This is a genomic window from Streptomyces sp. WG5, assembly GCF_049974565.1.
Lineage (GTDB): Bacteria > Actinomycetota > Actinomycetes > Streptomycetales > Streptomycetaceae > Streptomyces.
Map to the genome: position 1 here is coordinate 27897 of NZ_JBNGGC010000026.1, position 26843 is coordinate 54739.

5 protein-coding genes (1 of these 5 only partly in view) are annotated in these 26843 nt (G+C 74.6%); all 5 read right to left on the reverse strand.

Features of this window, described 5'->3' with window-relative positions; translation table 11 throughout:
• A protein-coding gene (locus ACP4IX_RS25205) for an amino acid adenylation domain-containing protein (RefSeq protein ID WP_426556698.1) crosses the window boundary here: on the reverse strand, positions 1–14524 show its 5' portion. The gene continues 947 nt to the left of window position 1, outside the view; the window shows 14524 of its 15471 coding nt (coding positions 1–14524); it begins with the start codon at positions 14522–14524; its stop codon lies off the left edge, out of view.
• The gene (locus ACP4IX_RS25210) at positions 14521–20808 is read right to left on the reverse strand and encodes an amino acid adenylation domain-containing protein (protein WP_426556700.1); all 6288 of its coding nucleotides are present in this window, start codon (positions 20806–20808) and stop codon (positions 14521–14523) included. Before ACP4IX_RS25210 ends, ACP4IX_RS25205 begins: the two co-directional genes overlap by 4 nt.
• Positions 20809–21069: 261 nt before the next feature.
• Positions 21070–22311, reverse strand: coding sequence for a cytochrome P450 (locus ACP4IX_RS25215; protein ID WP_426556702.1), 1242 nt, complete (start codon positions 22309–22311; stop codon positions 21070–21072).
• Positions 22308–23288 carry a TauD/TfdA family dioxygenase gene (locus ACP4IX_RS25220; RefSeq protein WP_426517900.1) on the reverse strand — a complete coding sequence of 327 codons (981 nt, stop codon included), beginning with the start codon at positions 23286–23288 and terminating at the stop codon, positions 22308–22310. Before ACP4IX_RS25220 ends, ACP4IX_RS25215 begins: the two co-directional genes overlap by 4 nt.
• Positions 23285–26704 (reverse strand): PA14 domain-containing protein, encoded by a 3420-nt coding sequence (locus tag ACP4IX_RS25225; protein WP_426556753.1) that lies wholly within the window; start codon positions 26702–26704, stop codon positions 23285–23287. The genes ACP4IX_RS25220 and ACP4IX_RS25225 overlap by 4 nt, the downstream gene beginning before the upstream one ends.
• Positions 26705–26843 lie beyond the last annotated feature (139 nt).

A 26843-nucleotide genomic window follows, 5' to 3' on the forward strand; every position in this document is an offset into this window, starting at 1 on the left:
ACGTCCGCACCGGTTCCAGCCGGACCTCGCGGTCCCCGGCCACCGCGTCCCAGGCCGCCTTGAGGTCCTCCCGCAGCACCCGCCAGGACACGCCGTCCACGGCGAGGTGGTGCACGAGTACCAGCAGGCGTCCGGGCCGGCCGGGGCCCGCGTCGAACCAGACGGCGCGGACCATCCGGCCGTCGGCCGGCGAGAGGTCGCCCTGCACCCGGCTCTGGGCGTCGGCGACGACGCCGATCAGGTCCCCGGCGGCCACGCCGGTGACGTCGACGCGGTCGAGCAGCGCGGTGGCGTCGGCCGAGCCTCGCGGGGTGACCTCCAGGCGCGGGCCCGCGGGGCCGGCGACGGTGCGTGCGCGCAGGATGTCGTGGTGGTCGAGGACCGCCTGCAGGGTGGCCGCCAGCCGTCGCCGGTCCGCGTCGGCGGGGGCCTGGAGCAGGGCGGCCTGGTGGACCTCGTCGGTGGGGCCGCCCCGCTCGTACAGGTCGTGCATCACGGGGGTGAGGGCCAGTTCGCCGATGGCCTCCTCGGGGGCCTCGCCGGCCGCGGCGCCGTCGTCCTGCCGGGCGACGCGGGCCAGCGCGCGGACCGTCTTGTGCTTGAAGACGTCCCGCAGGCTGATCAGCAGGCCCGCGCTGCGGGCCCGGCCGGCCAGCTGGATGGAGACGATGCTGTCGCCGCCCAGCTCGAAGAAGTCGTCGTCCGCACCGACCTCGTCGACGCCCAGCAGTTCCGCGAACAGCCCGGTGAGGATCCGCTCACGCGTGGCGGGGCCGTCCGCGTCGGCCGGTTCCGGCACGCCGGCCCCAGGGGCGGTCCGCTCCCGCGCAGGCTGCCCAGCGATGCGAGCGCGGACGCCGGCCCACCAGCCGGGGAGCGGATCGTCCGCCGGACGCCAGGGCCCGGCCGGGTCCGCGGCGAGCGCCTCCAGGACGTCGCGCAGCCCGTCGGCGACGGCCTCGGCGTCGGCCTTGGTGAACAGGTCGGGCCGGTACCCGAAGCGGCAGTGCAGCAGGTCGCCGGCGAGGCCGGCGTCCAGGGTGAGGGGGTAGTGGGTGGCGTCGTCCATCACCAGGTCGACCGCCCGGACGCGGTCGTCGTCGCCGCCGAACCCGGCGCCGTCGGCCGGGATGTTCTGGAACACCAGCAGGGTGTCGAAGAGTTCGCCCTTGCCGGTCAGCCGCTGCAGATCTACCAGACGGATGTACTGGTGTGCGGTCAGGTCGAGCTGCTGTTCCCACAGCCGGGGCAGCACGGCCTCGGCGCTCTCCCCGGGCCTGAGACCCACCCGTACCGGAACGGTGTTGATGAACAGCCCCACCATGCGCTCGACGCCCGCGACCTCGGGCGGCCGGCCGGAGACGGTGGCGCCGAAGACGATGTCGGTGCGGCCGGTGAGCCGGGCCAGCAGCTGTCCCCAGGCGGCCTGCACGACCGTGTTCATGGTGGTGCCGTGCCGGGCGGCCAGTGCCGCGAGGCCGGCGATCAGTTCGCCGCCGAAGGTCACGGAGATCTTCTCGGTCGCCACCGCCGCCCGCTCCGGGTCCGCGGGTGCCAGCAGGGTCGGCTCGGCCGAGTCGTCCAGCACCCGGCGCCAGGCCCGCTCGGCGCCCGCGCGGTCCTGGCGGGCGAGCCAGGACAGGTAGTCGCGGTACGGCCGGACCTCGGGCAGACCCGCCGGGTCGCCCTCTGCCGCGTACAGCCGCATCAGCTCGTCGAGCAGGACCGGCGTGGACCAGCCGTCGAGCAGCAGGTGGTGCAGGGTCAGCACCAGCCGTGCCCGGCCGCCGCCGAGGCGGAGCAGCGCGCAGCGCAGCAGCGGGGGCCTGCCGATGTCGAACCGCTCCGTCCCGGCCTCGCGCATCGCCCGCTCCACGGCGTCCTCCCGTGCGGCCTCGTCGAGGTCGCCGAGGTCGGTCTCCGACCACGGCACGTCGACGTCCTCGGGGATGAACTGCACCGGTCGGCTGAGGCCTTGGTGGGCGAAGCCGGCGCGGAGGTTGGCGTGCCTGCGCAGCAGCGCCCCGACCGCGGCCCGCAGCACCGGGGTCTTCGGGTCGCCCTCCAGGTCGAGTCCGAACTGCACGGTGTACACGTCCGGTTCACGCTGGTCGTAGAGGGAGTGGAAGAGCAGCCCCTCCTGCAGCGGGGCCAGTGGCAGCACGTCGGCGAGGCGGTGTCCGTCGCGTTCGAGGACGTCGATGTCCTGCTGGACGAGGTCCACCAGGGGGAAGTCCGACGGGGAGCGGCCCCCCTCGTGGACGGCGGCGGTCTCACGGACCGCCTGCTGCCAGTCCGCGGCGAGTTCGGCGGCCTCGCCGTCCCCGAACAGCGCCTCGGGCCAGGACCAGACGGCCGTCAGGCGGGGGCCGTCCAGGCCGTCGTGGGACCAGGTCTCCACGTCGAGGACGTAGCGGGCCGGTGTGTCCGCGTCCTCGCCGCGGACGGGCCGGGCGGCTCCCGGTGCGTCGACCGGCACGGAGCCGTCGGCGAGCGGCTCGGCGCAGCCGTCCCGGTGTGCGACGCGCACCCACGGGGCGGGCAGCCCGGCCAGCAGGGGGACCGTCTGCGGGTTGAGGTACCGCAGCAGGCCGTATCCGGAGCCGTCGCCGGGGACGGCCGCGAGCTGTTCCTTGACCTGCTTGACCCGGGCCGCGGGTGCGGCGTCCGGCTCGCCGGCGCCGAGCAGCACCGGGTGGACACCGGTGAACGGGCCGACGGTACGGCCCGTGCCGCTCCGGGCGTCGCGGTCGTCCTGTTCGACGGCGACCAGGACACCCGCGTCCGCGGGCAGTCCGCGCCGGGTGCGCCACTGCGCGACCGCGGCCGTCAGCGCGCCGAGCAGCACTTCGCGCACCCCGGTGGCCAGCCCCTCGGGGACGGTGGTGAGCAGGGCCTTCGACTCGGCCGCGGAGAAGGTCATCTCCAGACGCCGGACCGTTCCCTCGGTGTCGCGGCGCTGGTCCGGCGCCGCCGCCACCGGGGCCACGGCCTGGGCGGCGAGCATGCCGGTCCAGGCTTCGAGCTCGTCGACGAGTTCCGGGACGGCGGCCCCCGCGGCGATCTGCTCGGCCCGGGTGCGGTAGGCGGTGGGAACCGGCGGCAGCTGGGGCGCCGCCCCGGTGCCGGCCGCCTGCCACGCGGTGCGCAGGTCGTCGAGGAGGATCCGCCAGGAGGCGGCGTCGGCGGCGAGGGTGTGCACCGCGAGGACCAGCCGGTGCTCACCGTCGGGTCCGCCGTCCAGCCACGCGGCCCGCAGCAGCACGCCGTCCTCGGGCGCCAGGGCGGACCGGGCGGCGTCCGTCTGCCGGGCGGTCTCGGCGGCGAGCGCGTCCGCGTCGGCCGCGGCCACGTCGACGCGGGTGAGCAGACCGGCCGCCGGTACGTCGCCGCGCGGCAGAACCTCCAGGCCCCACACCAGGTTGCCGGCGCGGCGGGTGAGCCGTTGCCGCAGGGCGTCGTGGTGGTCGATCAGTGCCTGCAGCACGGTGTGCAGCCGGGACTCGCCGGTGCCGGGCGGAAGGGCGAGCACGACGGTGGCCGCCGAGTGACCGGCGTGGCCGCCGCGTTCGCGCAGTGCGTGCACGGCGGGCAGCAACGGGACCTCGCCGGTCCCGGTGTCACCGGAGCCGTCCGGGCCGTCGGCCGACAGGAGGGCGGCCGGTCCGGTCGCGGCGGCGGCGAGTGCCTCGACGGTGCGGTGGCGCAGGACGTCCGCCGCGGTGAACTCCAGGCCCGCCTCGAGGGCCCGGCTGACCAGCTGGATGGACACGATGCTGTCGCCGCCGAGGTCGAAGAAGCTGTCGTCGATGTTCACCGACTCCACGCCGAGCAGGTCACCGATCAGTTCGCACAGCAGGGTCTCCTTGGCGTCGCGCGGGGCGCGGCCCTCGCCCCGGGAGGTGAAGTCCGGTTCCGGCAGCGCCGCGCGGTCGACCTTGCCGTTGGCGTTCAGCGGCAGGGCCTCCAGCAGGGTGTACGCCGCGGGGACCATGTACTCCGGGAGCCGTTCGGCGAGATGGGTGCGCAGCACCCGCGGGTCGGCGTCGGCACCGTCGGCGGCGACGACGTGTGCGACCAGTTGCTTGCGGCCGTCGTCGCCGTGGTGGACGGTCACGGCCGAGCGGGCGACGGACGGGTGGCCGTCCAGCGTGGCCTCGATCTCCCCGAGCTCGATGCGGAATCCGCGGATCTTGACCTGGTCGTCGGCGCGGCCGGCGAACCGCAGCTGCCCGTCGGCGTTCCAGGCCACCAGGTCGCCGGTGCGGTACAGGCGGGCTCCGGGCGCCCCGAACGGGTCGGCGACGAAGCGTTCCGAGGTGAGGGCGGGCCGGTCGAGGTAGCCGCGGGCGAGCCCGTCACCGGCGATGTACAGCTCGCCGGTCACACCGGCCGGCACGGGGCGCAGGAAGTCGTCGAGGACGTACACCCGCGTGTTCCACAGCGGGGCGCCGATCGGCGGCTGGACCGCGCCGGACTGGGGCGCGCTCATCGTCGCGCAGACGGTCACCTCGCTCGGGCCGTAGACGTTGAGCAGCCGGCGGCCCCGGGACCAGTGGGCCACCTGCTCGGGCGGGCAGGCCTCGCCGCCGACGGCGAGGGTGCGCAGGTGGGGCAGCGGGTCGCTCGGCAGGGTGGCCAGCACGCCGGCCGTGATCTGCAGGTGGGTCACCTCGTACTCGGTGAGCAGCTGGGCGAGTTCGTCACCGACCGGGGCGCGGTTGCCGTCGGGCAGGACCAGGGCGGCGCCGTTCAGCAGGGTCATCGCCAGGTCGGCGACGGACACGTCGAAGCTGGGCGACACGGCCTGCAGGATCCGGCTGTCCGCGTCGATGGCGAAGTTCTCCGCGTGGGCCCCGGCCATGCCCGCGACACCCCGGTGGGTGACGACGACGCCCTTGGGCCGGCCGGTCGACCCGGAGGTGTAGATGACGTAGGCGGGGTGGTCCGGGGCGAGCGGCCGCGTGCGGTCGGCGTCCGCCGGGTCGGTCGCCGAGGCGGCGGACACCGCCTCCCGGACGTCGGCGGCGTCGGCGCGCAGCACCGGCACCCCGGCGGGCAGCGCCTGGTCCGCGAGGGCCTCGCCGCTGGTGACGACCAGGGCGGGGCGCGCGTCCTCGGCGATGTAGGCGATGCGCTCGGCCGGATAGCCGGGGTCGACGGGCAGGTGGGCGGCGCCCGCCTTGAGCACGCCGAGGGTGACGGCGAGCCACTCCGCCGAGCGGGGCAGGGCGACCATGACCCGCTGTTCGGGGCCGGCACCGTGCCTGATGAGGTGGTGCGCCCAGCGGTTCGCCCGGGCGTTGAGGGCCGCGTAGGTGAGCCGCTCCTGTCCCGTGATCACGGCCGTGGCCCCGGGGGTGGCGGCGGCCTGCCGCTCGAACAGCTGCGGCAGGGTGGCCGCGGGCACCGCACGGGCGGTGTCGTTCCACTCGGTGAGCATGCGGTGCAGTTCGGCCTCGGGCAGCAGGTCGATCCGGCCGAGCGGGCGGTCCGGGTCCGCGGTGACCGCGCCGAGCAGTGCGGTGAAGCGGGACACCACGGACTCGACGGTGCCGCGGTCGAACAGGTCGGTGCGGTAGCTGACCAGTCCGCGCAGTCCGGCGGGGCCCCCGTCGGGGGTCCGTTCCTCGGTGAGTTCGATGCCCAGGTCGGTCTTGGCCGAGGTGAGTTCCACGGCCGCCGGCCGGACGGTGAGGCCGGGCAGCTCCAGGCGCGGGGCCGCGTTGTTCTGGAAGGCGAGGAACACCTGGAACAGGGGGGTGTGGGCGAGCGACCGGGCCTCGGCCCCGAGGTGGTCGACGAGCCGTTCGAAGGGCAGGTCCTGGTGGGCGTAGGCCGCCAGGTCGATGGCCCGCACGCGGCGCAGCAACTCGGCGAAGGTGGGGTCGCCGGAGGTGTCGGTGCGCAGCACGAGGGTGTTGACGAAGAAGCCGACGAGGTCCTCGAGGTCCGCGTCGGAGCGGCCGGCGACGGCGGTGCCGACGGGGATGTCGGTTCCGGAGCCGAGCCTGGTCAGCAGTGCCGCGAGCGCTGCCTGCGCCACCATGAACAGGCTGACCTGGTGGGTGCGGGCGAGTTCGGTGAGGCGGGCGTGCAGCGCGGGCTCGATCCGGAAGCCCACCGTGGCGCCGTCGCCGGTCATCTCGGCCGGCCGGGGCCGGTCGGTGGGCAGAGCGAGTTCTGCGGGCGCGCCGGCCAGGGCGTCGCGCCAGAAGGCGAGTTGGCGGGCGGCGAGGCTGTCGGCGTCCGTCTCGTCACCGAGCAGGTCGCGCTGCCAGAGGGTGTAGTCGGCGTACTGCACGGGCAGTGGCGCGAAGTCCGGTGCGCGGCCGGCCTGCCGGGCGGCGTACGCCCGGGAGAGGTCGCGGGCCAGCGGGGCGTTGGACCAGCCGTCGGACGCGATGTGGTGCAGGGTCAGGAGCAGACGGTGCTCGGTGTCGGAGACGACGAACAGAGTGGCGCGCAGCGGCGGTTCGGTGGCGAGGTCGAAGCCGCGGGCGGCCTCCTCGCGCAGCGCCGCGTCGAGCTCCTGCGGCCCGCACGTCACGACGCGCAGCGGCACGGGGGTGTCCGCGGCGTCGAGGACGGCCTGCCGCGGCCGGCCGCCGTCGTCCGGGAAGACGGTGCGCAGGGCCTCGTGGCGGGCCACCACGTCGGCGAGGGCCGCGCGCAGCGACGGTACGTCGAGGGCGCCGTCGAGCCGGATGGCGAGCGGGATGTTGTAGGCGCCGGACGGGCCGTGCAGCCGGCTGAGGAACCACAGCCGGCGCTGGGCGTACGACAGCGGGATTTCGGCGGTCCTCTCCCGGGCCGTGAGCTCGGGGCGCCGGTTGCCGGACGCGGTCAGCCGGGCGGCGAGCAGGGCCGGTGTCGGCGCCTCGAAGACGGCGCGCACGTCGACTTCGGAGCCGAAGGCGGAGCGGACCCGGCTGAGCAGCCGGACGGCGCTGAGCGAGTTGCCGCCGAGCTCGAAGAAGTGGTCGTCGGCGCCGGCCTCGGGGCGGTCCAGCACCTGGGCGAACAGGCCGCACAGGATCTCCTCCTGCGGGCTGCGCGGGGCGCGGGCGGCCGGGCCGGCGGCCGTCTCCGGTTCGGGCAGGGCCCTGCGGTCGAGCTTGCCGTTCGGGGTGAGCGGCAGCTCGTCGAGGAGGGCGACGGCGTCCGGGACCATGTAGTCGGGCAGGACCGCGGCGAGTTGCTCGCGCAGCGCGGTGGCGGTCGGTGCCGCCCCTGGCGCGGGCACGGCGTACGCCAGCAGCCGGGCTCCGTCGGCGGAGCCGGTGGTCACGACGGCCTGGGCGGCGACGCCGGGGAGGGCGGCGAGGGCGGCGGAGATCTCGCCGGTCTCGACCCGGTGGCCGCGGATCTTCACCTGGTCGTCGGCGCGGCCGGTGAACACCAGGTTCCCGTCGGGCAGCCGGTGGGCCACGTCTCCGGTGCGGTACATCCGTGAGCCGGCCGGGCCGTGGGGGTCGGCGGTGAAGCGCTCCGCGGTCAGGCCGGGGCGCCCGAGGTAGCCGCGGGCCAGGCAGGGCCCGGCGAGGTACAGCTCGCCGGGGACACCGGGCGGGACGGGCCTCAGCGCCCGGTCCAGGACGTAGGCGCGCACGTTGCCCTGGGGGCGGCCGATCGGGACCGGGCCGGGGGCGAGTTCGGTGCCGGGGTCGATGCGGTACTCGGTGACGTTGACGGTCGCCTCGGTGGGGCCGTAGACGTTCCACACGGTGGCGTCGGGGTGGCGGTTCCGCCAGGCGGTCAGCGACTCGCCGAGCAGGGCCTCGCCGCCCAGGAGGAGTTCACCGGACGGCGAGTACTCCTCGGGGAGGGCGCCGAGCAGCGGCAGGTGGCTGGGGGTCGCCTTCATGAAGGCGACCGGGGTGCGCCGGAGCCGCCCGGCGGTCGCCGGGTCCTCCTCCAGGGCGGCCATGAGTACGGTGCCGCCGACCGTGAGGGGCGTGAACAGGGCGGTGACCGTCAGGTCGAAGGCGACCGGCGAGTGCAGCAGCGCGAGGCCGGCGGCACCCCGGTAGGCGTTCCCCGCCCAGGTGAGGTAGTCCGCGACGGAGCGGTGCGTGACGACGACGCCCTTGGGGCGCCCGGTGGAGCCGGAGGTGTAGATGACGTACGCCGGGTGGTCGGCGGTGAGCGGGGCGCGCCGGTCGGCGTTCACGAGGGCGGTGGCCGGGTGGGCGTCCGCGCGCCGGGCCGTCTCCGGATCGTCGACGACGAGTGTGCGCACGTCGTGGTCCGCGAGTACGGCGGCCGTCGCCCGGTCGGTGAGCGCCAGTCCCGGGCGGGCGTCGGCGAGCAGGTACCCGATGCGCTCGGCCGGGTGTGCGGGGTCGACGGGCACGTAGGCGGCACCGGACTTGAGGACCGCGAGCAGCGCCACGGCCAGGTCCGCCGACCGTCGCAGGGCGACGGCGACGAGCTGCTCGGGTCCGGCCCCCTCGGCGGTCAGCGTCCGCGCGAGACGGTTGGCGCGTGCGTCGAGCTGGGCGTAGGTGAGTTCGGTGGTGGCGTCGGCGACGGCGACGGCGTCGGGGGTGCGGGCGGCCTGGGCCTCGATCAGCTCGGGGACGAGGGTCGCGGCGGCGGCCACGGCGGGGCCGGCGGAGCCGGTGGTCAGCTGCCGGGTCTCCTCGTCGTCCAGCAGCCGGAGCCGGCCGACGGGGGTGTCGGGCGCGGTGACGACGGCCTCCAGGACGCGGCGCAGCTGACGGGTCGCGGACCGTACCAGGTCCTCGTCGAGCAGGTCGCCGCGGTAGTACCAGTTGATGACCATGCGCCGGTCGTCCTGCATCACGACCATGCCCAGCGGGTAGTGGTTGTCGCCCTTGGTGTCGACGTCGGACAGGGTGAGCCCGTGCACGGTCCGCCCGGTGCCGTCGTCGGCGGGGAAGTTCTCGAAGACGACGGCGGTGTCGAAGAGGGTGCCGAGGCCGGTCAGGCGCTGGAGGTCGGCCAGGCCCAGGTAGTGGTGGCCGAGGAGTTCCACGCGCTGCGCCTGGACGCGGGTGAGCGTCTCGGCGAGCGAGAGGGCCGGGTCGACGCGGACGCGTACCGGCACGGTGTTGCTGAACAGACCGACCATGGACTCCACGCCCGGAAGCTCCGGCGGGCGGCCGGAGACGGTCTCTCCGAAGAGCACGTCGCCGCGGCCGGTGAGGCCGGCCAGCACCAGGCCCCAGGCGCCCTGCACCACGGCGTTCATGGTGAGGCCGTGGGTTCTGGCCGCCGCGGTCAGGGCGGCCGTGAGGCCGGCCGGCAGTTCGTCCACGATCCGGCCGGGCAGGGCGGCGGCGTGCCCGGCCGCCTGCGGAGCGACGAGCGTCGGCTCCTCGACGCCGGCGAGCGCCGCCCGCCAGGCGTCCTGTGCGGCGTCGCGGTCCTGCCGCGCGAGCCAGGCGAGGTACTCCCGGTACGGGACGACGGGCGGCAGTGCCTGGGCGTCGCCGCGCTGCCCGTACAGCGCGAACAGCTCACCGGCGAGCACCGGTGCCGACCAGCCGTCGAGCAGCAGGTGGTGGGCGGCGAACAGCAGCCGGTGGCGGTCCGGGCCGAGCCTGATGAGGGTGAAGCGCAGCAGCGGCGGCTGCTCGGGGTCGAAGCGACGGGACCGCTCGGCGGCCAGCAGCCTGTCGAGTTCGGCCTGCTGGGCCTCTTCACCGAGGCCGCTGAGGTCGATGTCGTGCCAGGGGGTGCCGGCCTCGGCCGGGATCAGCTGCACGGGCGTGCCGTCGGCGGTGCGGTGGAAGCAGGCGCGCAGGCTGGCGTGGCGGGCGAGCAGCCCGGCGACGGCACCGCGCAGTGCCCCGGTGTCCAGTTCGCCGCGCACGTCGACGGCGAGCCGGGTGATGTAGACGTCCTCGGCGTCCTGGTCGTACTCGGTGTGGAAGAGCAGGCCCTCCTGCAGCGGGGAGAGCGGCAGGATGTCGGTCAGTCGCGGCCGGGCCCGCTCCAGGCGGTCGATCTCGTTCTGGTCGAGGGCGACCAGCGGCAGGTCGGAGGGGACCAGGCCGCCGGTGTCCTCGGGCCGTTCGGCGCGCGCGACGAGGGCGCTCAGGGCGTCGAACCAGCCGGTGGCTAGGTCACGCACGTCCTCCTCGGTGAGCAGGCCGCCGGGCCAGGTCCAGGTGGCCGTCAGCCGCGGGCCGTCGGCGTGGGTCTCGGTGACCGCGTTGGCGGTCAGGGTGTACGGCAGCGGCGTGCCGGGGTCCGCGCCGCCGCCCAGGCCGCTGTCCTGCCCGTCGCCGGCGGTGTCGCCGGACTCGCCGATGCGGCCGAGGTAGTTGAAGCCGATCTGCGGCTCGGCGAACCGGGCCAGGGCGGCCGCGGTGCGCGGGTTGAGGTGGCGCAGCAGGCCGAAGCCGATGCCGTTGTCGGGGATGGCCCGCAGCTGTTCCTTGACGGCCTTGAGCGCGCGGGACGCCGCGGGACCCTCGGCGGCGAGGGCGGAGGCGGTGACCGGTCCCGGGTCGAGACGCACCGGGTAGAGACTGGTGAACCAGCCGACGGTGCGCGACAGGTCGGCCCCGTCGAGGATGTCCTCGCGGCCGTGGCCCTCGAGCCCGATCAGCACCGACGAGGTGTCGCCGCGGCCCTGCCGGCGCCGCCAGTCGGCGACGGCGAGCGCGAGGGCGGTCAGCAGGACGTCGTTGATCTGTGCGTGGAAGGCTGCCGGGACCCGGCCGAGAAGCGGCTCGGTGACGTCGGCGGGCAGGCGCAGGGTGAGGTGCCCGGCGCCGGCGAGGGTGTCGGCCTCCGGGTCGAGGGGGCGGTCGGTGAGCAGCGGGTCGGGCGCGGAGAGGACGGAACGCCACAGGGAGAGTTCGCGGATGCGGTCGGGTTCGCCGGCGGCCGCGGTCAGGTGCTGTGCCCAGCGCCGGAAGGAGGTGCCGACGGGCTCCGGTGCGAAGGCGGTGCCCCGGACGGCCGCGTCGAGTGCGGCGGAGAGGTCCGGCAGCAGGATGCGCCACGAGACGCCGTCCACGCACAGGTGGTGGACGACGAGCAGCAGGCGGCCGGGCCGGTCGGCACCGGCGTCGAACCAGACGGCCTGCACCGTCCGGCCCTCCTCGGGAGCGAGCCGGTCCTGGGCGGCGGCGAACTCCCGCTCGTTGACGGCCCGCACGGCGTCCGCCGCGAGGCCGGCGACGTCGACCCGGTGCAGGGCCCCGGCGGCCGCGACGGTGCCGGGCGGGGTGATCTCCAGTGTCCACTCGTCGATGTCCTCGATGCGGGTCAGCCGCAGCCGCAGCGCGTCGTGGTGGTCGAGGAGGGTCTGCAGGGCGGTGGTGACCCGGGCGGTGTCCAGACCGGCGGGCACCGTCACGGGCATGGCCTGGCTGAACCGGGCGGCGGGGCCGCTGTGTTCGCGGAACCAGTGGATGATCGGTGTCAGCGGGACCCCGCCCACGCCGTCGGACGGGGCGGCACGGCGCGGGGCGGCGCCCTCCTGGGCGACCTCGGCGAGCGCCTCGACGGTGCGGTGGGTGAACACGTCGCGGGGGGTGAGGCGCAGTCCGGCCTTGCGGGCCCGGCTGATCAGCTGGATGGAGCCGATGCTGTCACCGCCGAGCTCGAAGAAGCTCTGGTCGGCGCCGGCCTTCTCCAGTCCGAGCACCTCGGCGAAGATCCCGCACAGCAGTTCCTCGCGCTCGGTGGCCGGGGCCCGGCCCGCGCCGGGGGCGGGCTGCGGGGCGGGCAGCGCCTTGCGGTCGAGCTTGCCGTTGGCGGTCAGCGGCAGCGTGTCGAGGGTGACGACGACGGACGGCACCATGTACTCGGGCAGCAGTTCGCCGACGTGGGTGCGCAGCGTGCCGGCGTCGGCGTCGCCCGCCCCGGACGGCACGACGTAGGCGACGAGCTGCCGCACGCCCTCCTGGGGCTCGTGCACGGCGACGGCGGCCCGGTCCACCTCCGGGTGGCGTGCCAGGGCGCTCTCGATCTCGCCGAGTTCGATGCGGAAGCCGCGGATCTTGACCTGGCCGTCGGCGCGGCCGACGAACTCCAGCTGTCCGTCGGGCCGTATCCGCACCACGTCCCCGGTGCGGTACATCCGCTCGCCCGGGGAGCCGAAGGGGTCGGCGACGAAGCGCTCGGCGGTCAGGCCCGGGCGGCGCAGATAGCCGCGGGCGAGACCGGCACCGGACACGTAGAGCTCGCCTTCGGTTCCTTGGGGTACGAGGCGCAGTGCCGCGTCGAGGACGTAGAGGCGGGTGCCGCGCACCGCGGCGCCGATCGCGGGGACCGTTCCGGTGGGCTCCAGCGGAGTACTCATGGACACGGCGACGGTGGACTCGGTGGGACCGTAGGCGTTGACCATGCGGCGGCCGGGCGCCCAGCGCTCCACGAGCTCCGGCGGGCAGGCGTCCCCTCCGACGATCAGGCAGCGGAAGTCCGGCAGTTCGGAGACGGGCACGCTGGCCAGCGCCGCCGGCGGGATCAGGGCGTGGGTGACCCGCCGGGCGCCGATCAGCTCGGCGAGCGGCTCGCCGGCGAGCGCGCCGGGCTCGGGGACGACGAGAGCGGCCCCGGAGGTCAGCGCCATGCACAGCTCCAGCACCGAGGCGTCGAAGCTGGGCGAGGAGAACTGCAGGACGCGGGCGGTGGCGTCGACGGCGAACCGCTCGCGCTCGGTCGCGGCGAACGCGGCGAGCCCGGCGTGGCTGACGACGACGCCCTTGGGCACGCCGGTCGAGCCGGAGGTGTAGATCAGGTAGGCGGGCGAGGCCGCCGACACGGGCCCGGCGGGCCGCTCGGCGGCGTCGGTCCGGGCGTGGTCGTCGTCCAGGACGACGACGGTGGCGTCGCCCGCGGGGACGACGGCCCGGTGGCCGGTGGTGGTGAGCACGGCGGCGGGACGCGCGTCGTCGAACATGAAGGCGATGCGCTCGGCCGGGTAGTCGGGGTCGACCGGGAGGTAGGCGGCGCCGGCCTTCATCACGGCGAGCGAGCCGATGACGGACTCGGCGCTGCGGCCGAGGACGAGGGCGACGATTTGCTCGGGGCCGACGCCCGCGGCGCTCAGGCGGGCGGCGAGCGCGTCGGTGCGCGCGTCCAGCTCGGCGTAGGTGAGCGTGAGACCGGGGGCGTCCACGGCCACGGCGTTCGGGGTGCGGGCCGCCTGGGTGGCGAACAGCTCGGGGAAGGTGGCCTGTCCGACCTCCTGCGGTCCCGCGGTCAGGCGGGCCCGCTCGTCGTCGTCGAGCAGGTCCAGGCCCGCGACGGTGCGCGCGGGGTCCTCGGCCAGCGTGTTCAGGATGTTCACCAGCCGGGCGCCGATCACCTCGACCTGTTCGGGCTCGAACAGGTCCGGGCGGTAGTTGAGCAGCAACCGGAGCCGGCCCTCGTGGACGTGCGAGACGAGGCAGAGCGGGTAGTGGTTGGCGTCCAGGACGTCGAAGCCGTCGATGCCGAGGTCGCCGGCCAGCTCGCGCAGGCTCTGCAGGTCGAAGGGGAAGTTCTCGAACGCCACGTAGGTGTCGAAGAGTTCGGGGTGGCCGGAGACACGGAGGATGTCCCGCATGCCGGTGTACTGGTGGGCCGTCATCTCCAGGTGCTCGCGCTGCACCGCGTCGAGCACGCTGTGCAGGGTGTCGCCGCTGCCCAGCCGGACGCGGACCGGCAGGGTGTTGATGAGCATGCCGACCATCCGCTCGACGCCGGCCACCTCCGGGGGCCGGCCGGAGACCACGGTGCCGAACACAACGTCGTCGCGGCCGGCGAGCACCGACAGCAGCAGGGCCCAGGAGCCGTGGACGGCCGTGGAGAAGGTCAGGCCGAGGGCACGCAGCCGGGCCGAGAGCGCCTCGGTCTCCTCGGTGGACAGCTCCAGGACGCGGGTGTCGGGGTGCACGACCTCGCGCGCCGGGTCCGACGGCACCAGCCGGGTGGGGGCGTCGATGCCGGCGAGGGCGCGGCGCCAGGCTTCCTCGGAGGCCCGGTGGTCCTGGCGGGAGAGGTGGGCGAGGTGCTCACGGAAGGGCGTCACCGGTTCGAGGCCGGAGGCGTCGCCGCCGGCGGCGTACACCTGGAACAGCTCGCCGAGCAGCACGGACGTGGACCAGCCGTCGAGCAGGATGTGGTGGAAGGTGCACAGCAGGCGGTGCGCGTCCTCGGCGAGCCGGATCAGGCGGTAGCGCATCAGCGGCGGGCGGGTGAGATCGAAGGCGTGCGCCTTCTCCGCCGCCTGGATGCGGGCCAGTTCGGCGGTCCGCTCGTCCTCGCCCAGGGGGCTGAGGTCGCTCACGGCCCACGGCACCTGGACCTGTCGGGCGACGACCTGCACCGGGCGGCTCTGCTTGGGGTGCAGGAAGGCCACGCGGAGGTTGGCGTGCCGGTCCAGCAGTGCCTGCGCGGTGCGGTGCAGCGCCTCGGTGTCCAGGGCTCCGCCCAGGTCGAGGACGACCTGCACCGTGTAGACGTCGTTGCCGGTCTCGTCGTACAACGCGTGGAAGAGAAGTCCCTCCTGGAGCGGGGACAGCGGAAGGATGTCCTCGGGACCCGTGTTTGTCATTGCAGCGTCCTCCACTCGGCTTCGAGGCCGTCGATCTCGTCTTGGGAAAGCTCCACCAGGGCCAGGTCCGACGGGGACCAGCCGCCGGCGTCGGGGCGTTCGGCGTGGTGGAGCAACGCGCGTACGGCGCGGAACCAGGTGTCCGACAGTTCACGGACGTCGGCCTCCGACAGGAGCCGTCCCGGGTAGGTCCAGCGGGCGGTCAGGCGCGGCCCGTCGGGCTGCTCCTGGATGAGGGCGTTGATCTCGATCGGGTGGGACAGCGGCAGGTCCGCGCCCTCGGCGAGGACCACGTCGCTCTCGGCGGCGGCCGCCCAGTCGCCGCCCGAGGCGGCGACTCGTCCCAGGTAGTTGAAGAGCAGTGGGGAGGCTGCGAGCCCGGCCAGGCGTGGTCCGGCGTCCGGATGCAGGTGGCGCAGTACCCCGAAGCCGATGCCCTCGTCGGGTACGGCCCGGAACTGTTCCTTGACCGTGCGCAGCACCCGGCCGGCCTCCGGCCCTCCGGACCACAGCGCCTCCCAGTCCTCGACGCCGGGGTCGAGCCGGGCGGGCCGGATGGCGGTCAGCCAGCCGACGGTGCGCGACAGGTCGACGCCGTCGGCGATCTCCTGGCGGCCGTGGCCCTCCACGTCGAGGAGGACTCCCTCGCCCTCACTGCGGTGCCGGTGCCTGCGCCAGTGGTCGACCGCCACGGCGAGCGCGGTGATCAGGACCTCGTGCACACCGGCGTTGAGTGCGGTGGGCGCCCGGTCCAGGAGTCCGGCGGTGGCGTCGGCGGTCAGCACCTGGGTGAGGTGCCGGGCGGCGTGCGCGGTGTCCCGGACCGGGTCGAGCGGCCGGTCGGTGAGGGCGGGGGCGGGCTGCCGGAGCGCCCGTGCCCACAGCTCCTCCTCGGCGGACCGGGCGGTGGCCTGTTCGGTGAGCAGCTCGGCCCAGCGCCGCAACGGTGTGCCCACGGGGGCGAGTTCGGGTTCCTTGCCGGCCGCGGCCGCCTCCCAGGCAACCCGCAGGTCGGGCAGCAGGACACCCCACGACACGCCGTCGACGGCCAGGTGGTGGGCGGCGAACAGCAGTCGGCCGGGGGCGTCCTGACCGGCGTCGAACCACACCAGCCCGGCCATCGTGCCGGCCTCCGGGTCGAGGCGCCGCCAGGCGGCGCGGGCCTCCCGTTCCAGGGTCGCCCGCAGCTGTTCGCCGCGCTGCCCGGCGACGCCGACCCGGTGCACGAGCCCGGTGGCGCGGACGCTGCCGGGCGCGGGGATGTCGTACGTCCACTCGGCGCCGCTCCGGTCCAGGCGGAGGCGGAGGGCCGCGTGCCGGTCGAGCAGGGCCTGCAAGGCCTCCGTGAGCGGTTCCTCCCCCAGGCCGGGCGGGACCTGCAGGAGCATCGACTGGTGGAAGGCGTCCACCGGGCCGCCGCGCTCGCGCAGCCAGTGCATGACCGGGGTCGGCGTGAGCGGACCGCTGCTCGCGGCGGTGTCGTCGGCCGGTCCGGTCTCCATGGGGGCCGCCTGGGCTGCCAGGGCCGCCACCGTCCTCAGCTCGAAGACGTCCTTCGGGCTCAGCGCGATGCCGCGGCGCCGGGCGCGGGCCACCAGCTGGATGGAGACGATGCTGTCACCGCCGAGTTCGAAGAAGCTCTCGTCGAGGCCGACGGCGTCACGGCCGAGAACCTCGGCGAACAGCGCGGCGAGCGTCTCCTCGACCGGGGTGCGCGGCCGGTCCTCACCTGCCGGGGTCCCGGCGGTGGCCTCGGGGGCGGGCAGTGCCTTGCGGTCCAGTTTGCCGTTCGGGGTGAGCGGCAGGGTGTCCAGGACGACGACCGTCGCGGGCACCATGTAGGCGGGCAGCCGCCCGGCGGCGTGCGCGAGGACCTCCTCGGGTCCGGGCCGCTCGCCCTCGCCGGGGACCGCGTAGGCGACGAGCTGCCGGTGGCCGGGCAGGTCCTCGCGCACCGTGGCGGCGGCCCGCGCCACCTTCGGGTGGCGGGCGAGAACGGCCTCGACCTCGCCCAGCTCGATGCGGAAGCCGTTCAGCTTGACCTGGTCGTCGACCCGGCCGAGGTACTCCAGCTGCCCGTCGGCGCGCCAGCGGCCCACGTCGCCGGTGCGGTACATGCGGGCGCCGGCCGGGCCGTGGGGGTCGGCGACGAACCGCTCCGCGGTGAGCGCCGGCCGGTCCAGATAGCCGCGGGCGAGTTGCCCGCCGCCGATGTAGATCTCGCCGGCCACGCCCGGCGGGACGGGGCCCAGGGCGGGGTCGAGTACATGGATGACCGAGTTCCACATGGGACGCCCGACCGGCACCGGTCCGCCGGGCACGGGCTCGTCGGGGCCGATGCGGTACTCGACGCAGCCGACGGTGGCCTCGGTCGGACCGTATTCGTTGACGACGGTCACGCCCGGGCGGTGGCGGCGCAGTTCCGTGACGGCCTCGCCGATCAGCATCTCGCCGCCGACGACGAGTTCCCCGGTGGGCGAGAACTCCTCGGGGAGCACGCCGAGCAGGGCCAGGTGGGCGGGGGTGGCCTTCAGGAAGGCGGGGCGCTGGGCTCCCGTCGCGGGTCCGTCGAGCGCGGTGACGCGGACGGTGCCGCCGGTGATGAGGGGCGCGTACAGGGAGGTGACGGTCAGGTCGAAGGAGACCGGGGAGTGCAGCAGCGTACCGCCGGCCACCGACGGGTAGTGCTCGCGGGCGTACTGGAGGTAGACGGCGACGGAGCGGTGCTCGACCACCACGCCCTTGGGCCGGCCGGTGGAGCCGGAGGTGTAGATGACGTAGGCGGGGTGGGCGGGGCCGAGCGGTCGGATCCGGTCGGTGTCGGTGGGGTCGGTGTCCGGGGCGGAGTGCTCCGCGCCGGGGTCGACGACCGGCAGCCGTCCGGGGACCGCTGCCCGGGTGCGCTCGTCGGCCAGCACCAGTGCGGGCGCGGAGTCGTCGAGCATGTAGGCGATCCGCTCGGCGGGATAGTCCGGGTCGACCGGGACGTAGGCGGCGCCGGACTTGGTGACGGCGAGCAGCGCGATCACCAGTTCGACGGAGCGGGGCAGCAGGACCGCCACTCGCCTCTCGGGTCCCGCGCCGGCCGCGATCAGGTGGTGGGCCAGCCGGTTGGCTCGCGCGTTGAGCTCCGCGTACGTCAGCGCCCGGTCGCCCTCCCGCAGCGCCTCGGCCCGCGGGCTGCGCGCGGCCTGCCGCTCGAACAGCCGCGGCAGCAGCGCCTCGGGGGCGACGGCGGGGGCGGAGGCGAACTCCTCGAGGACCTGCCGCCGTTCCGCGGTGGAGAGGACGCCGATGTCGCCGGTCCGCCGGGCGGGGTCGGCGGTGAAGGCCTCCAGCACCCGCAGCAGGCGGTCGCCCATCGCCTCGACGGTCGACCGGTCGAAGAGGTCGGTGCTGTACTCCAGGCGGCCCGAGACGCCGGCGGCGACCTCGTGTCCCGCGGACCGCTCGTCGAACCCGAACAGCAGGTCGATCTTGGTGACGCCCGGGTCGACCTGCTGCGGGGCGGTGACCAGGCCCGGCAGTTCGAGGGTGGCCTCGGCCGGTGTCTGGACGTCCATCATCACCTGGAACAGGGGGTTCCGGGCGAGCGAGCGCTCGGGGTTGAGGACTTCGACCAGCCGCTCGAAGGGGAGGTCCTGGTGCGCCTGGGCCGACAGTGCCGTCTCCCGGCTGCGGTCGATGAGTTCGGCGACGGTCGGGTTGCCGGAGACGTCGTTGCGGAACACCACGGTGTTGACGAAGCATCCGACCAGTTCGTCCAGCCGCGCATCACCGCGGCCCGCCACGGCACTGCCGAGCGGGATGTCGTCGCCCGCGCCGAGCTTGCTCAGCAGTACGGCGACCGCGCTCTGCAGCACCATGAAGAGGCTGGCCCGGTGGGTGCGGCCCAGGTCGATGAGCCGCTGGTGCAGTTCGGCACCGATCTCGAAGCGGACGATGTCACCGCGCTGGCTCAGCTCGCTCGGACGCGGCCGGTCGACGGGCAGGTCCAGTTCCTCCGGCAGGCCGGCCAGCACCCGGGTCCAGTGGGCGAGCTGGCGGCCCAGCGGGCTGTCCGGGTCGCTGTCGTCGCCGAGCACCGACTGCTGCCAGAGGGTGTAGTCGGCGTACTGCACCGGCAGCGGCGAGAAGTCCGGGGCCCGCCCGGCGGTGCGGGCGGTGTAGGCGCGTCCCAGGTCACGGGCGAGAGGGGCGAGCGACAGGCCGTCGGCGACGATGTGGTGCAGGACGACGAGCAGGACGTGCTGCTCGGGGGCGAGCACCAGCAGGCGCGGGCGCACGGCGAGGTCGGTGGTGAGGTCGAACCCCTCGGCGACCACCCCGGCGACGGTGGCGTCCACGGTGTCGGGCTCGGCGGGCAGTTCCACGAGGCGTGCGCGGGTGGCGGCCTCCTCGGGGGTGAGCACGTGCTGGCGGGGCCGTCCGTCGGCCTCCGGGAAGGTGGTGCGCAGGCTCTCGTGCCGTGCCAGGACATCGGCGAGGGCGGCGCCGAGGGCCGCCTTGTCGAGCCGGCCGGTCAGTTTCAGTGCCAGGCCCATGTTGTAGGCGCCGCTCGGGCCCTGGAGCCGGTTGACGAGCCACAGCCGCTGCTGGGTCAGGGAGAGCGCCAGTTCGGAGGGGCGGTGGGGGGCGGGTTCGAGGGCTCTGCGGCGGTCACCGGCGCCGTCGAGCCGGGCGGCGAGCCCGGCGACGGTCGGTGTCTCGAAGACGGCGCGGATGGACAGCTCCGCGCCGAACGCCTCCCGGATCCGGCCGAGCAGGCGGATCGCGGTGAGCGAGTGGCCTCCCAGGGTGAAGAAGTTGTCGTCGAGGCCCACGCGGGGCACCTTCAGCACCTCGGCCACCAGCCCGCACAGCGTCTCCTCGTGCGGGGTGCCGGGCGCGCGGTACTCCACCGCCTCGGCGGCCGCGGGCCCGCCGGCGTCGTCGTCCGTCCGCGGCGGGGCCCAGCCGGCCGGCGCGGTGAGCGCGACGGAGTCGAGGGGGGTGTCCGGGTCGGCGCCGGCCAGCGCGGCGAGGAAGGCGGTGAGGGCCTCGCGGTGACCGGTGAGCGTCTCTTCGGTGTAGAGGTCGGCGTTGGCGTGGAAGTCGATGAGGAATCCGCCGTCGGCCGCGCGGTTGTCGACGACCAGCGACAGGTCTTCCTCCGGGCCTATCGAGAAGCCCCGCACGGTGGCCGGACGGCCGGCGAAGACCAGTGGCTCGCCGTACATGACGAAGTTGATCTCCGGGCCCCACAGCCGCTTGCGGTCACCGACCAGGCCGAGGTCGCGGTGGATGTCCTCGTAGCGGTAGCGCTGGTGGCGCAGGGCGCGGTGGATGCCGTCGCTGACCGAGGCCAGGAACGCGGCAACGCTCGTCGCGGGCCGCACCCGCACGCGCAGCGGCAGGGCGTTGGAGACCATGCCGGGGGTCCGCCGGGCGGCGGCCCCGGGGCGGGCGGCGGCGGCGAGCCCGAGGACGACGTCGTCGGCGCCGGTGAGCCGGTTGAGGTAGGCGGCGAGGCCCGCGACCACCACCGCGGGCCAGCTGACCCGGGTCTCGCGGGCCAGGTCGCGCAGCGCCGACGCGGTGCCGGGGGTGATGTGGCCGGCCTGACGGACGTGGTCGGCCGGCACCCGGGCGGGCCGGCCGGCCAGGCCGGTCGGCGGGGCGACGTCGGCCAGCTCCTCGCTCCAGAAGGCGGCGTCCGCCGCGAACTGGTCCGAGCCGCGGTAGGCGGTGTCGAGGTCGACGAGTCCGCGCAGGCTGCCGAAGCCGGCCGGCGCGGGTTCCTCGCCGGCCGCCAGTGCCGAGTAGACGGCGGCCACCCGGGACACGATCAGGGACCAGCTGTAGCCGTCGACGAGGACGTGGTGGACCCGGCTGAACCAGGTGTAGCGGTCGTCGGCGAGCTTGACCAGGCCGAAGGTGAACAGCGGTCCGGACGCCAGGTCGACCGGCGTCCTCACCCGCTCCAGCATCCACTGCTCGGCAGCGGCGGCGGGGTTCGCCGCATCGCTGACGTCGGGGGTGTGCAGCTGCCAGTCCGGTTCCGCCACCACGCTCTGCACGGGGCCTTCGTCGCCCTCCGAGAGCCGGACGCGCAGCACGTCGGCCTCGGTGACCGTCCGGCGCAGCGCTGTCTCGAACAGGCCCGGGTCGATCTCGCCCGATATCTCAACGCACTCGGCGATGCTGTACATCGGGTTTTCCGGATTCACCTGCTGCGCCAGCCACATTCCGTACTGAGCGGCCGTCAGCGGCAATTGGAGTCCATTCCGATCGGCCATTGCCATTCACTCCGATTGAGTAGATGCGTCGAGACCCGTGAAGAATCGCCTGCCGACAGGGGGCGGCAGTCGCGGCGACCCGGCCCACCCTACGAATGAAATCCCGCCGGTCAGGGGACTCATGGAAAACTTCGAAGCGCCGGAGAGCCATATCGAAGAATGCTCATCGCGCTGTACAGCAGGGTGTCGCCGGTACCCGGAAAACACCGGGTGCCCCGCCTCGGAAGAAGCGGGGCACCCGGGGCGCGCACGGCCGGCCGGGGGGGGTTACCGCTCCGCGCGCAGGGAGACGGGCAGACTGCTGTACCCGTGCAGGAAGTTCGAGTGGATGGGACGTCCGGGCGAGGTCAGGGCCGCCTCCGCGACATGGGTGCGCAGCGCGCTGAGCATCGCGTGGATCTCCGCCCTGCCCAGATAGGCCCCGAGGCAGAAGTGCGGTCCGTACCCGAACGACACGTGCTTGTTGGGTGTCCGGCGGAGGTCGAACACCTCGGGCCGGTCGAAGACGTCCTCGTCGTAGTTGGCGGAGCTGTTCCACAGGGTGACGACGTCCCCGGCACGGATCGTCCGGCCGCCGATCTCCACGTCGGTCAGGGCACGGCGTCCGAAGTGCATGGCCGGGGTGACCCAGCGCAGCACCTCCTCCACCGCGCTCTCCACGGTGACCTCGCCCTCCTTGAGGCGGCGCCACTGCTCGGGGTGCTCGATCAGCTCGTGCATCCCGCAGATCATCGACAGCCTGCTGGTCTCGTCGCCGCCGATGATGACGCTGTAGCAGTTGAGCACGATCTCCTGCTCGTTGAGCGGCTCGCCGTCGACGGTGGCCGCGGCGAGCACGCTGACCACGTCGTCGCGGGGGTCCTCCCGGCGGTCGGCGGCCAGGTCGGAGAAGTACAGCAGGAGTTCGTTGCGGGCGACCAGCGCCTCCTCCTCCGACTGGCCCTCCTCCTCGGAACTGAGGGCCTGCTTGGTCAGGGACAGCAGGTAGTCCCGGTCGGCGGTGGGCACGCCGAGCAGGTCGGCGATGGTCGCCATCGGGATGTGCTCGGCGACGTCCTGTGCGAAGTCACAGGTGCCGCGCGCCACCGCCTCGCGCACCAGCCGGTCGGCGCGTCGGCGCACCCCCTCGACGACGGGCTCCAGGACACGGGGCGCGAACGCCTTGAGCAGGACGTTGCGCAGGTCCCGGTGGCGCCGTCCGTCGGTGACGGCCAGCATCCGGCCGGCGGCCGAGTCACCGCCCTCCAGGAGGGTGGCGAGCACGTTGCCCCGCTCGGAGGTGAACCGCTTGTTGTCCCGGTACACCTCCATCACGTCCCGGTAGCGGGACAGGACCCAGAAGCCGGGCACCGCACGTCCCTGCACGGGATGCCAGTGGACCGGGTCCTGCGTCCGGAACGCCCGCCAGATGCCGACGAGTTCCTTCTGGCGGTCCAGGAAGGTCCGCGGGTCGGTGAGGTCGATGTCCGTGAGGTCGGCCTCACCGGGGGCCCTGGTGGCGGTGGTCATGCCGCGTCCGCCGTGCGCTGGGTCATGGCCACCAGCACCGTGCGGTCGCCGGTGAAGGGACGGCGGCCGTGCGAGGTGAGGATGTTGTCGATCATCAGCAGGTCGCCGGTCCGCCACGGCTCGGCCAGGGTCTTGTCCCGGTAGGCGCCGAGGACGGTGTCGATCTCGTCGCCCGTGATGGGCGTGCCGTCACCGTAGTAGGCGTTGCGGGGCAGACCGTCCTCGCCGCAGATCTCCAGCAGGCCCTCGCGGACGGCCTCGGGCAGCGCGTGGACGTGGAACAGGTGCGCCTGGTTGAACCAGACCTTGCGCCCGGTGACGGGGTGTTCCATGACCGCGGGCCGGCGCTGGCGGGTGCGCAGCACGTCGCCGTCCCACTCGGCCTCGATGCCGTGCTCGGCGCAGTACGCCTCGACCCGGCCCTTGTCGTCGGTCTGGAAGCCCTCCTGCCAGGACAGGCCCATGCCGGTGCGGTAGGTCCGGGTGTAGAGCACCCCCTTGTCCTCGAACCGGCGTACCAGGTCGGCGGGGAGCGCGTCGAGGAGGGCGGCGCTGTCGGCGACCGGGGTCTCGCCGCCGGTCTGCGCGGCGCGCGCGCAGAAGAAGAAGACGTTGTGGGGCCAGTTCTGCGAGTACGCGCTCTCGTTGTGCTGCGGGATGGTCTGTTCCTGCGGGTACTCGGTCGAGGTGTAGACGTTACCGGTCACCCGGCTGCGCGGGGTGGAGCGCTCGTTGTACTCCAGGCTCGGTCCCCCGCCGATCTCCTCGGCGATCTCGGCCAGTTCGGCCTGCTCGGCGAGCCCGCTCCCCTTCACCATGACGGCGGCGTGCTCGTACATCGTCGATCGCAGCGCCTCCGCGTTGGCGGTGAACCAGCCGCGGTGGTCGCCGCCGGAACGGGGTGTCACCCGTACCAGGTGGGTGCCGTTGTGCTCGACCAGCTCGGTCTCGGCGTCGGTGAAAGGCGTCGTCATCATTCCTTCTCCACGTCCAGGCTGTAGCCGTTGATGCTCGTGTGGTTGACCGGGTCGCCGGCCGCGTATTCGTAGGGGTTGAGGAAGGGGCCCGACGACACCGGGGCGGAGAACCGCCCGAAGGAGGGGTTGTACACGCGGGTGTCGAGGACCACGTTGTAGAGGGCTCCGGCATGTTCGGTGCCCACCTGGTACCGGCCGAGCCATCCGTAGTCGTAGTCGCCGGGCATGTTGTCCGGCACGCGGCGCGGGTCGACGGTGCCGTCGGCGGTCACGGGCTCGCCGTTCAGGTTGTAGCGGTGGAGGTCCCCGCGCTGGCGGCCGTCGTCGCCGGTGACGAGGAAGACGTCACCGCGGACCGTGGGGTGGCTCCACGTCGTGGGTGTGGCGCCGTCCCGGCCGGCGTCCACGGTCAGCACCACTCCGCCGGGCAGGCCGACGACCCGGTTCAGCAGCCGCCCGTCGCCGTCGAGGACCAGGTCGGGAGCGGCCTCGGCCATGTCGGTGTGCCCGTAGCGCAGGTGCCGGGTGCCCTGTGCCGTGGTGGTGGTGCGGGCCATCACGTGGTCGGCGATGTCCTTGACGTACGTCACGTCGGCGTCGCCGGCGCCCGCGCCGGTGACACGGGCGCCGAGGTAGCGCTCCGCGGCGTCGGGACGCTGCGTCACCCGGGTGCCGCCGGCCCGGTAACCGGTGAGGTGGCCGTTGAGGGCGTAGTCCGGGCCGGTGACGGCGTGGTCGCCGGTGGTGGCGAGCAGCCGGTCGGCGTCGTCGTAGCAGTGGCCGGTGACCGTCGTGCCGCGGGCGGTGCGGTCGGTGAGCCGGACGACGTTGCCGTTGGCTCCGGCGTTCGGCCGGGTGCCGCTCGGGCAGTCGTCGGCCGCCCGGGAGGTGAAGTCGCGGAGGTACTCGTGTCCCGTGGTCCAGGCGCGCACCAGCCGCCCGGCCGTGTCGTAGACGAAGTCGGGGCCGCCGGGGCGTCCGTCGGCGCCCGCGACGGTCTCGTCCACGACGGTGCCGGACCGGGACCGGGTCACGCCGGTGTTCCTGCCGGTGCCGTCGGCGAGCGTCCAGTTCTTGGCGGTGATCCGTCCGGCGGCGTCGCGCTCCACGGCGAGCCGGGTGCCGTTGGCGTAGCGCACGCCCTTCAGCGCGCCCGCGGCGTCGTACTCGGCCGTGGCCAGCCGCCTGCCGTCCAGGACGACGGTGCCGACGCGGCCGGCGGCGTCACGGCGGACCTTCGTGACCTGGGGGGCGTCGCCCGCGGACGGCGGGGTCACCGTTTCGAGCACGACGCGGCCGGCCCGGTCGTAGGCGGTCCGGGTGCGGGTGCCCTGGCCGTCCGTGTAGTCGACGGTGCGGCCGAGCAGGTCGACGGTGCGGGTCATGGTGTGGTCGTGCTGGGTGGCCCGCAGCGTCAGCGGGTCGCCGCCGTGGCTGTTGTCGTAGGTGACGCTCCAGGCGGGCAGGTTGGCGTTGCCCGGCATGGACATCCTGCTGATGACACCGCGCTCGTCGTACTCGACGCAGGTCCATTCGGGGCCGCCGAAGTTGACCGCGACGGGCAGGCCGCGAGCGCCGAAGACGAACCTCTCGACGCGGGCGGCGCCGTCGGCGCCGGCGGGCAGTGCGATGGACTTGGGCAGTCCGCGTTGCGGCGCGGGGTCGTTCTCGTCCGTGCAGGGGTTGTCCGCGCTCTCCGCGCTGCCGTAGTAGGTGAAGGTCTTCCGGGTGCCCGCCGGGCTGGTCTCGGCGACCGGTCGGAACGCCTCGTCGTAGGTGTAACCGGTGGCGAGGGCGAGACCGTCGGGGTCGGTCACCACGGCGGACGGGAGGCCGAGTTCGTCGAGGCGGGTCTGCGTGGTCAGTGGCGGCACGCCGTCGGAGTCCGCGCGTACGGTGGTGAGGCCGGTGGCGCCGACCCGGGTGGTCTGCGCCGGGATCCGGGCGCAGCCGTCGGGGGCCGGGCTGAGGAGGCGCAGATCGGCGCCGAAGCACTCGCGCGGCCCGGGCCCGTAGGAGCCGGACGGCATGCCGGTCTCGTCGTAGACGGTCGTGCTCGTCCGCCCGGCCGGGTCGGTCTGCGACGCCGGGCGGCCGTCCTCGGTCCAGGTGTAGCGGGTGGTGCGGCGGGTGGCGTCGGTGTCCGTCGCGAGCCGGCCGGCGGCGTCGAAGGTGACCCGGCGGGCCCAGCCCTGCGGCGTGGTGACTCCCGCGACCTCGACCTCGGTCCCCCGTGCCGCGATGGCGTAGGAACGCATCGGCCGGGGTGCGGACCGGGCGTCGCCGCCGTCCGGCACGGGGCCGGTGACACGGGAGACGACGGGGGTGTCCCCTCGGTAGGCGACGCGGTACTGGGCGGCGGCGGTGTCGCGGCCGGTGCCGGCCGCGATCCAGTCCATGACCAGCGGTGGGCGCACCGTGGTGAGCCGGTGGTCGGCCGTGTATCCGAAGTCCGTCACCTCCGCACCGGGGTTGACGACGCGGACGAGCTTGCCGTCGCGGTAGTGCAGCTGGGTGGTGCCGGCGCCGGGCACCCGGACGGCGCACACGTACCCGGCCGGCGCGTCCTGATCGGCGCAGGCCTCGTCGCCCGCGTAGCGGAAGGTGAGCCCTTCCTCCTCGGCGGCGTCGATCGCCGCGGCCTGGCCCTCGGGGACGGCGGCGGGGACCGCGTCGGCGCCGTCCTTGCCGGCGTCGCCGGCGCGGTCGCCCCGTACTGCCCGGTCTCCGGGCGTGGGGAAGGCGGCGGAGGGGGCGGATCCGGAGGCGGCGGAGGCGACCGGCCCGGAGGCCGTGGCCCCGGCGGGCGCCCGCCCTGCGGCCGTGGCGGCCGGTGCCGTCGATCCGGGCGTCGTGGGCGCGCCGGTGGTGGAGGCCGCGGCGGGCGGCGCCGCGTCGGGGGTGACCGTCCAGCCGGGCGGGAGCACGGCGCCGGACGGCTGCAGCCAGGAGGCGGGGACGGGGGCGGCGTGGCGGCCTGCGGCGGCCCACAGGGTGACCTGGCTGCCCTGCTCCGGGCGGCGGTACTCGACGGTGATCCGGTGGGCGGTTCCGGCCTTCAGCCGGACCTTTCGACCGTACACCGGCCCGTCCTCACCGGCCCGGTCGCCCTTCCAGTCGTCCAGGAGCGGCTTCCCGTCGACGAGGACGCGCAGTCCGCCGTCGTAGGTGCCGCCGAGGCGGTACGTGCCGTCGGCGGGGACCGACAGCCGTCCGCTCCAGCGCACCCGGAACCCGGCTCCGGGCTCGGCATCCGGGTAGGGGGCGTCGCCGCCCCAGCGGAAGTCGACGCGGGCGTCGGTGCGCACCTCGGCCGGCTCGGCGGCCTCCCCGATACGGGCCTCGTCGTCGCCCGCGTAATAGGAGCCGGTCAGTCCGCCGACGGTGGCGGCGCCCTGCGCGTCGAAGCTGAACATGGCGCCGAGGTCGCCCGAACCGGTGGGTACCTGGGCGGTGTTGACGGAGGTGGTGACGTTGCCGGTGGCGAGGTTGACGGTGACCGGGCCGAGGCTGTCGACGGGGACGGGGCCGCCCGCCTCCTGTGCGCCGAGCAGT

Bases quoted from the DNA above. Each gene is read 5' to 3' on its own strand.
- ACP4IX_RS25210 (WP_426556700.1), bottom strand. From the start codon at position 20,808: ATGGCAATGGCCGATCGGAATGGACTCCAATTGCCGCTGACGGCCGCT.
- ACP4IX_RS25215 (WP_426556702.1), bottom strand. From the start codon at position 22,311: ATGACCACCGCCACCAGGGCCCCCGGTGAGGCCGACCTCACGGACATC.
- ACP4IX_RS25220 (WP_426517900.1), bottom strand. From the start codon at position 23,288: ATGATGACGACGCCTTTCACCGACGCCGAGACCGAGCTGGTCGAGCAC.
- ACP4IX_RS25225 (WP_426556753.1), bottom strand. From the start codon at position 26,704: ATGTTCAGCTTCGACGCGCAGGGCGCCGCCACCGTCGGCGGACTGACC.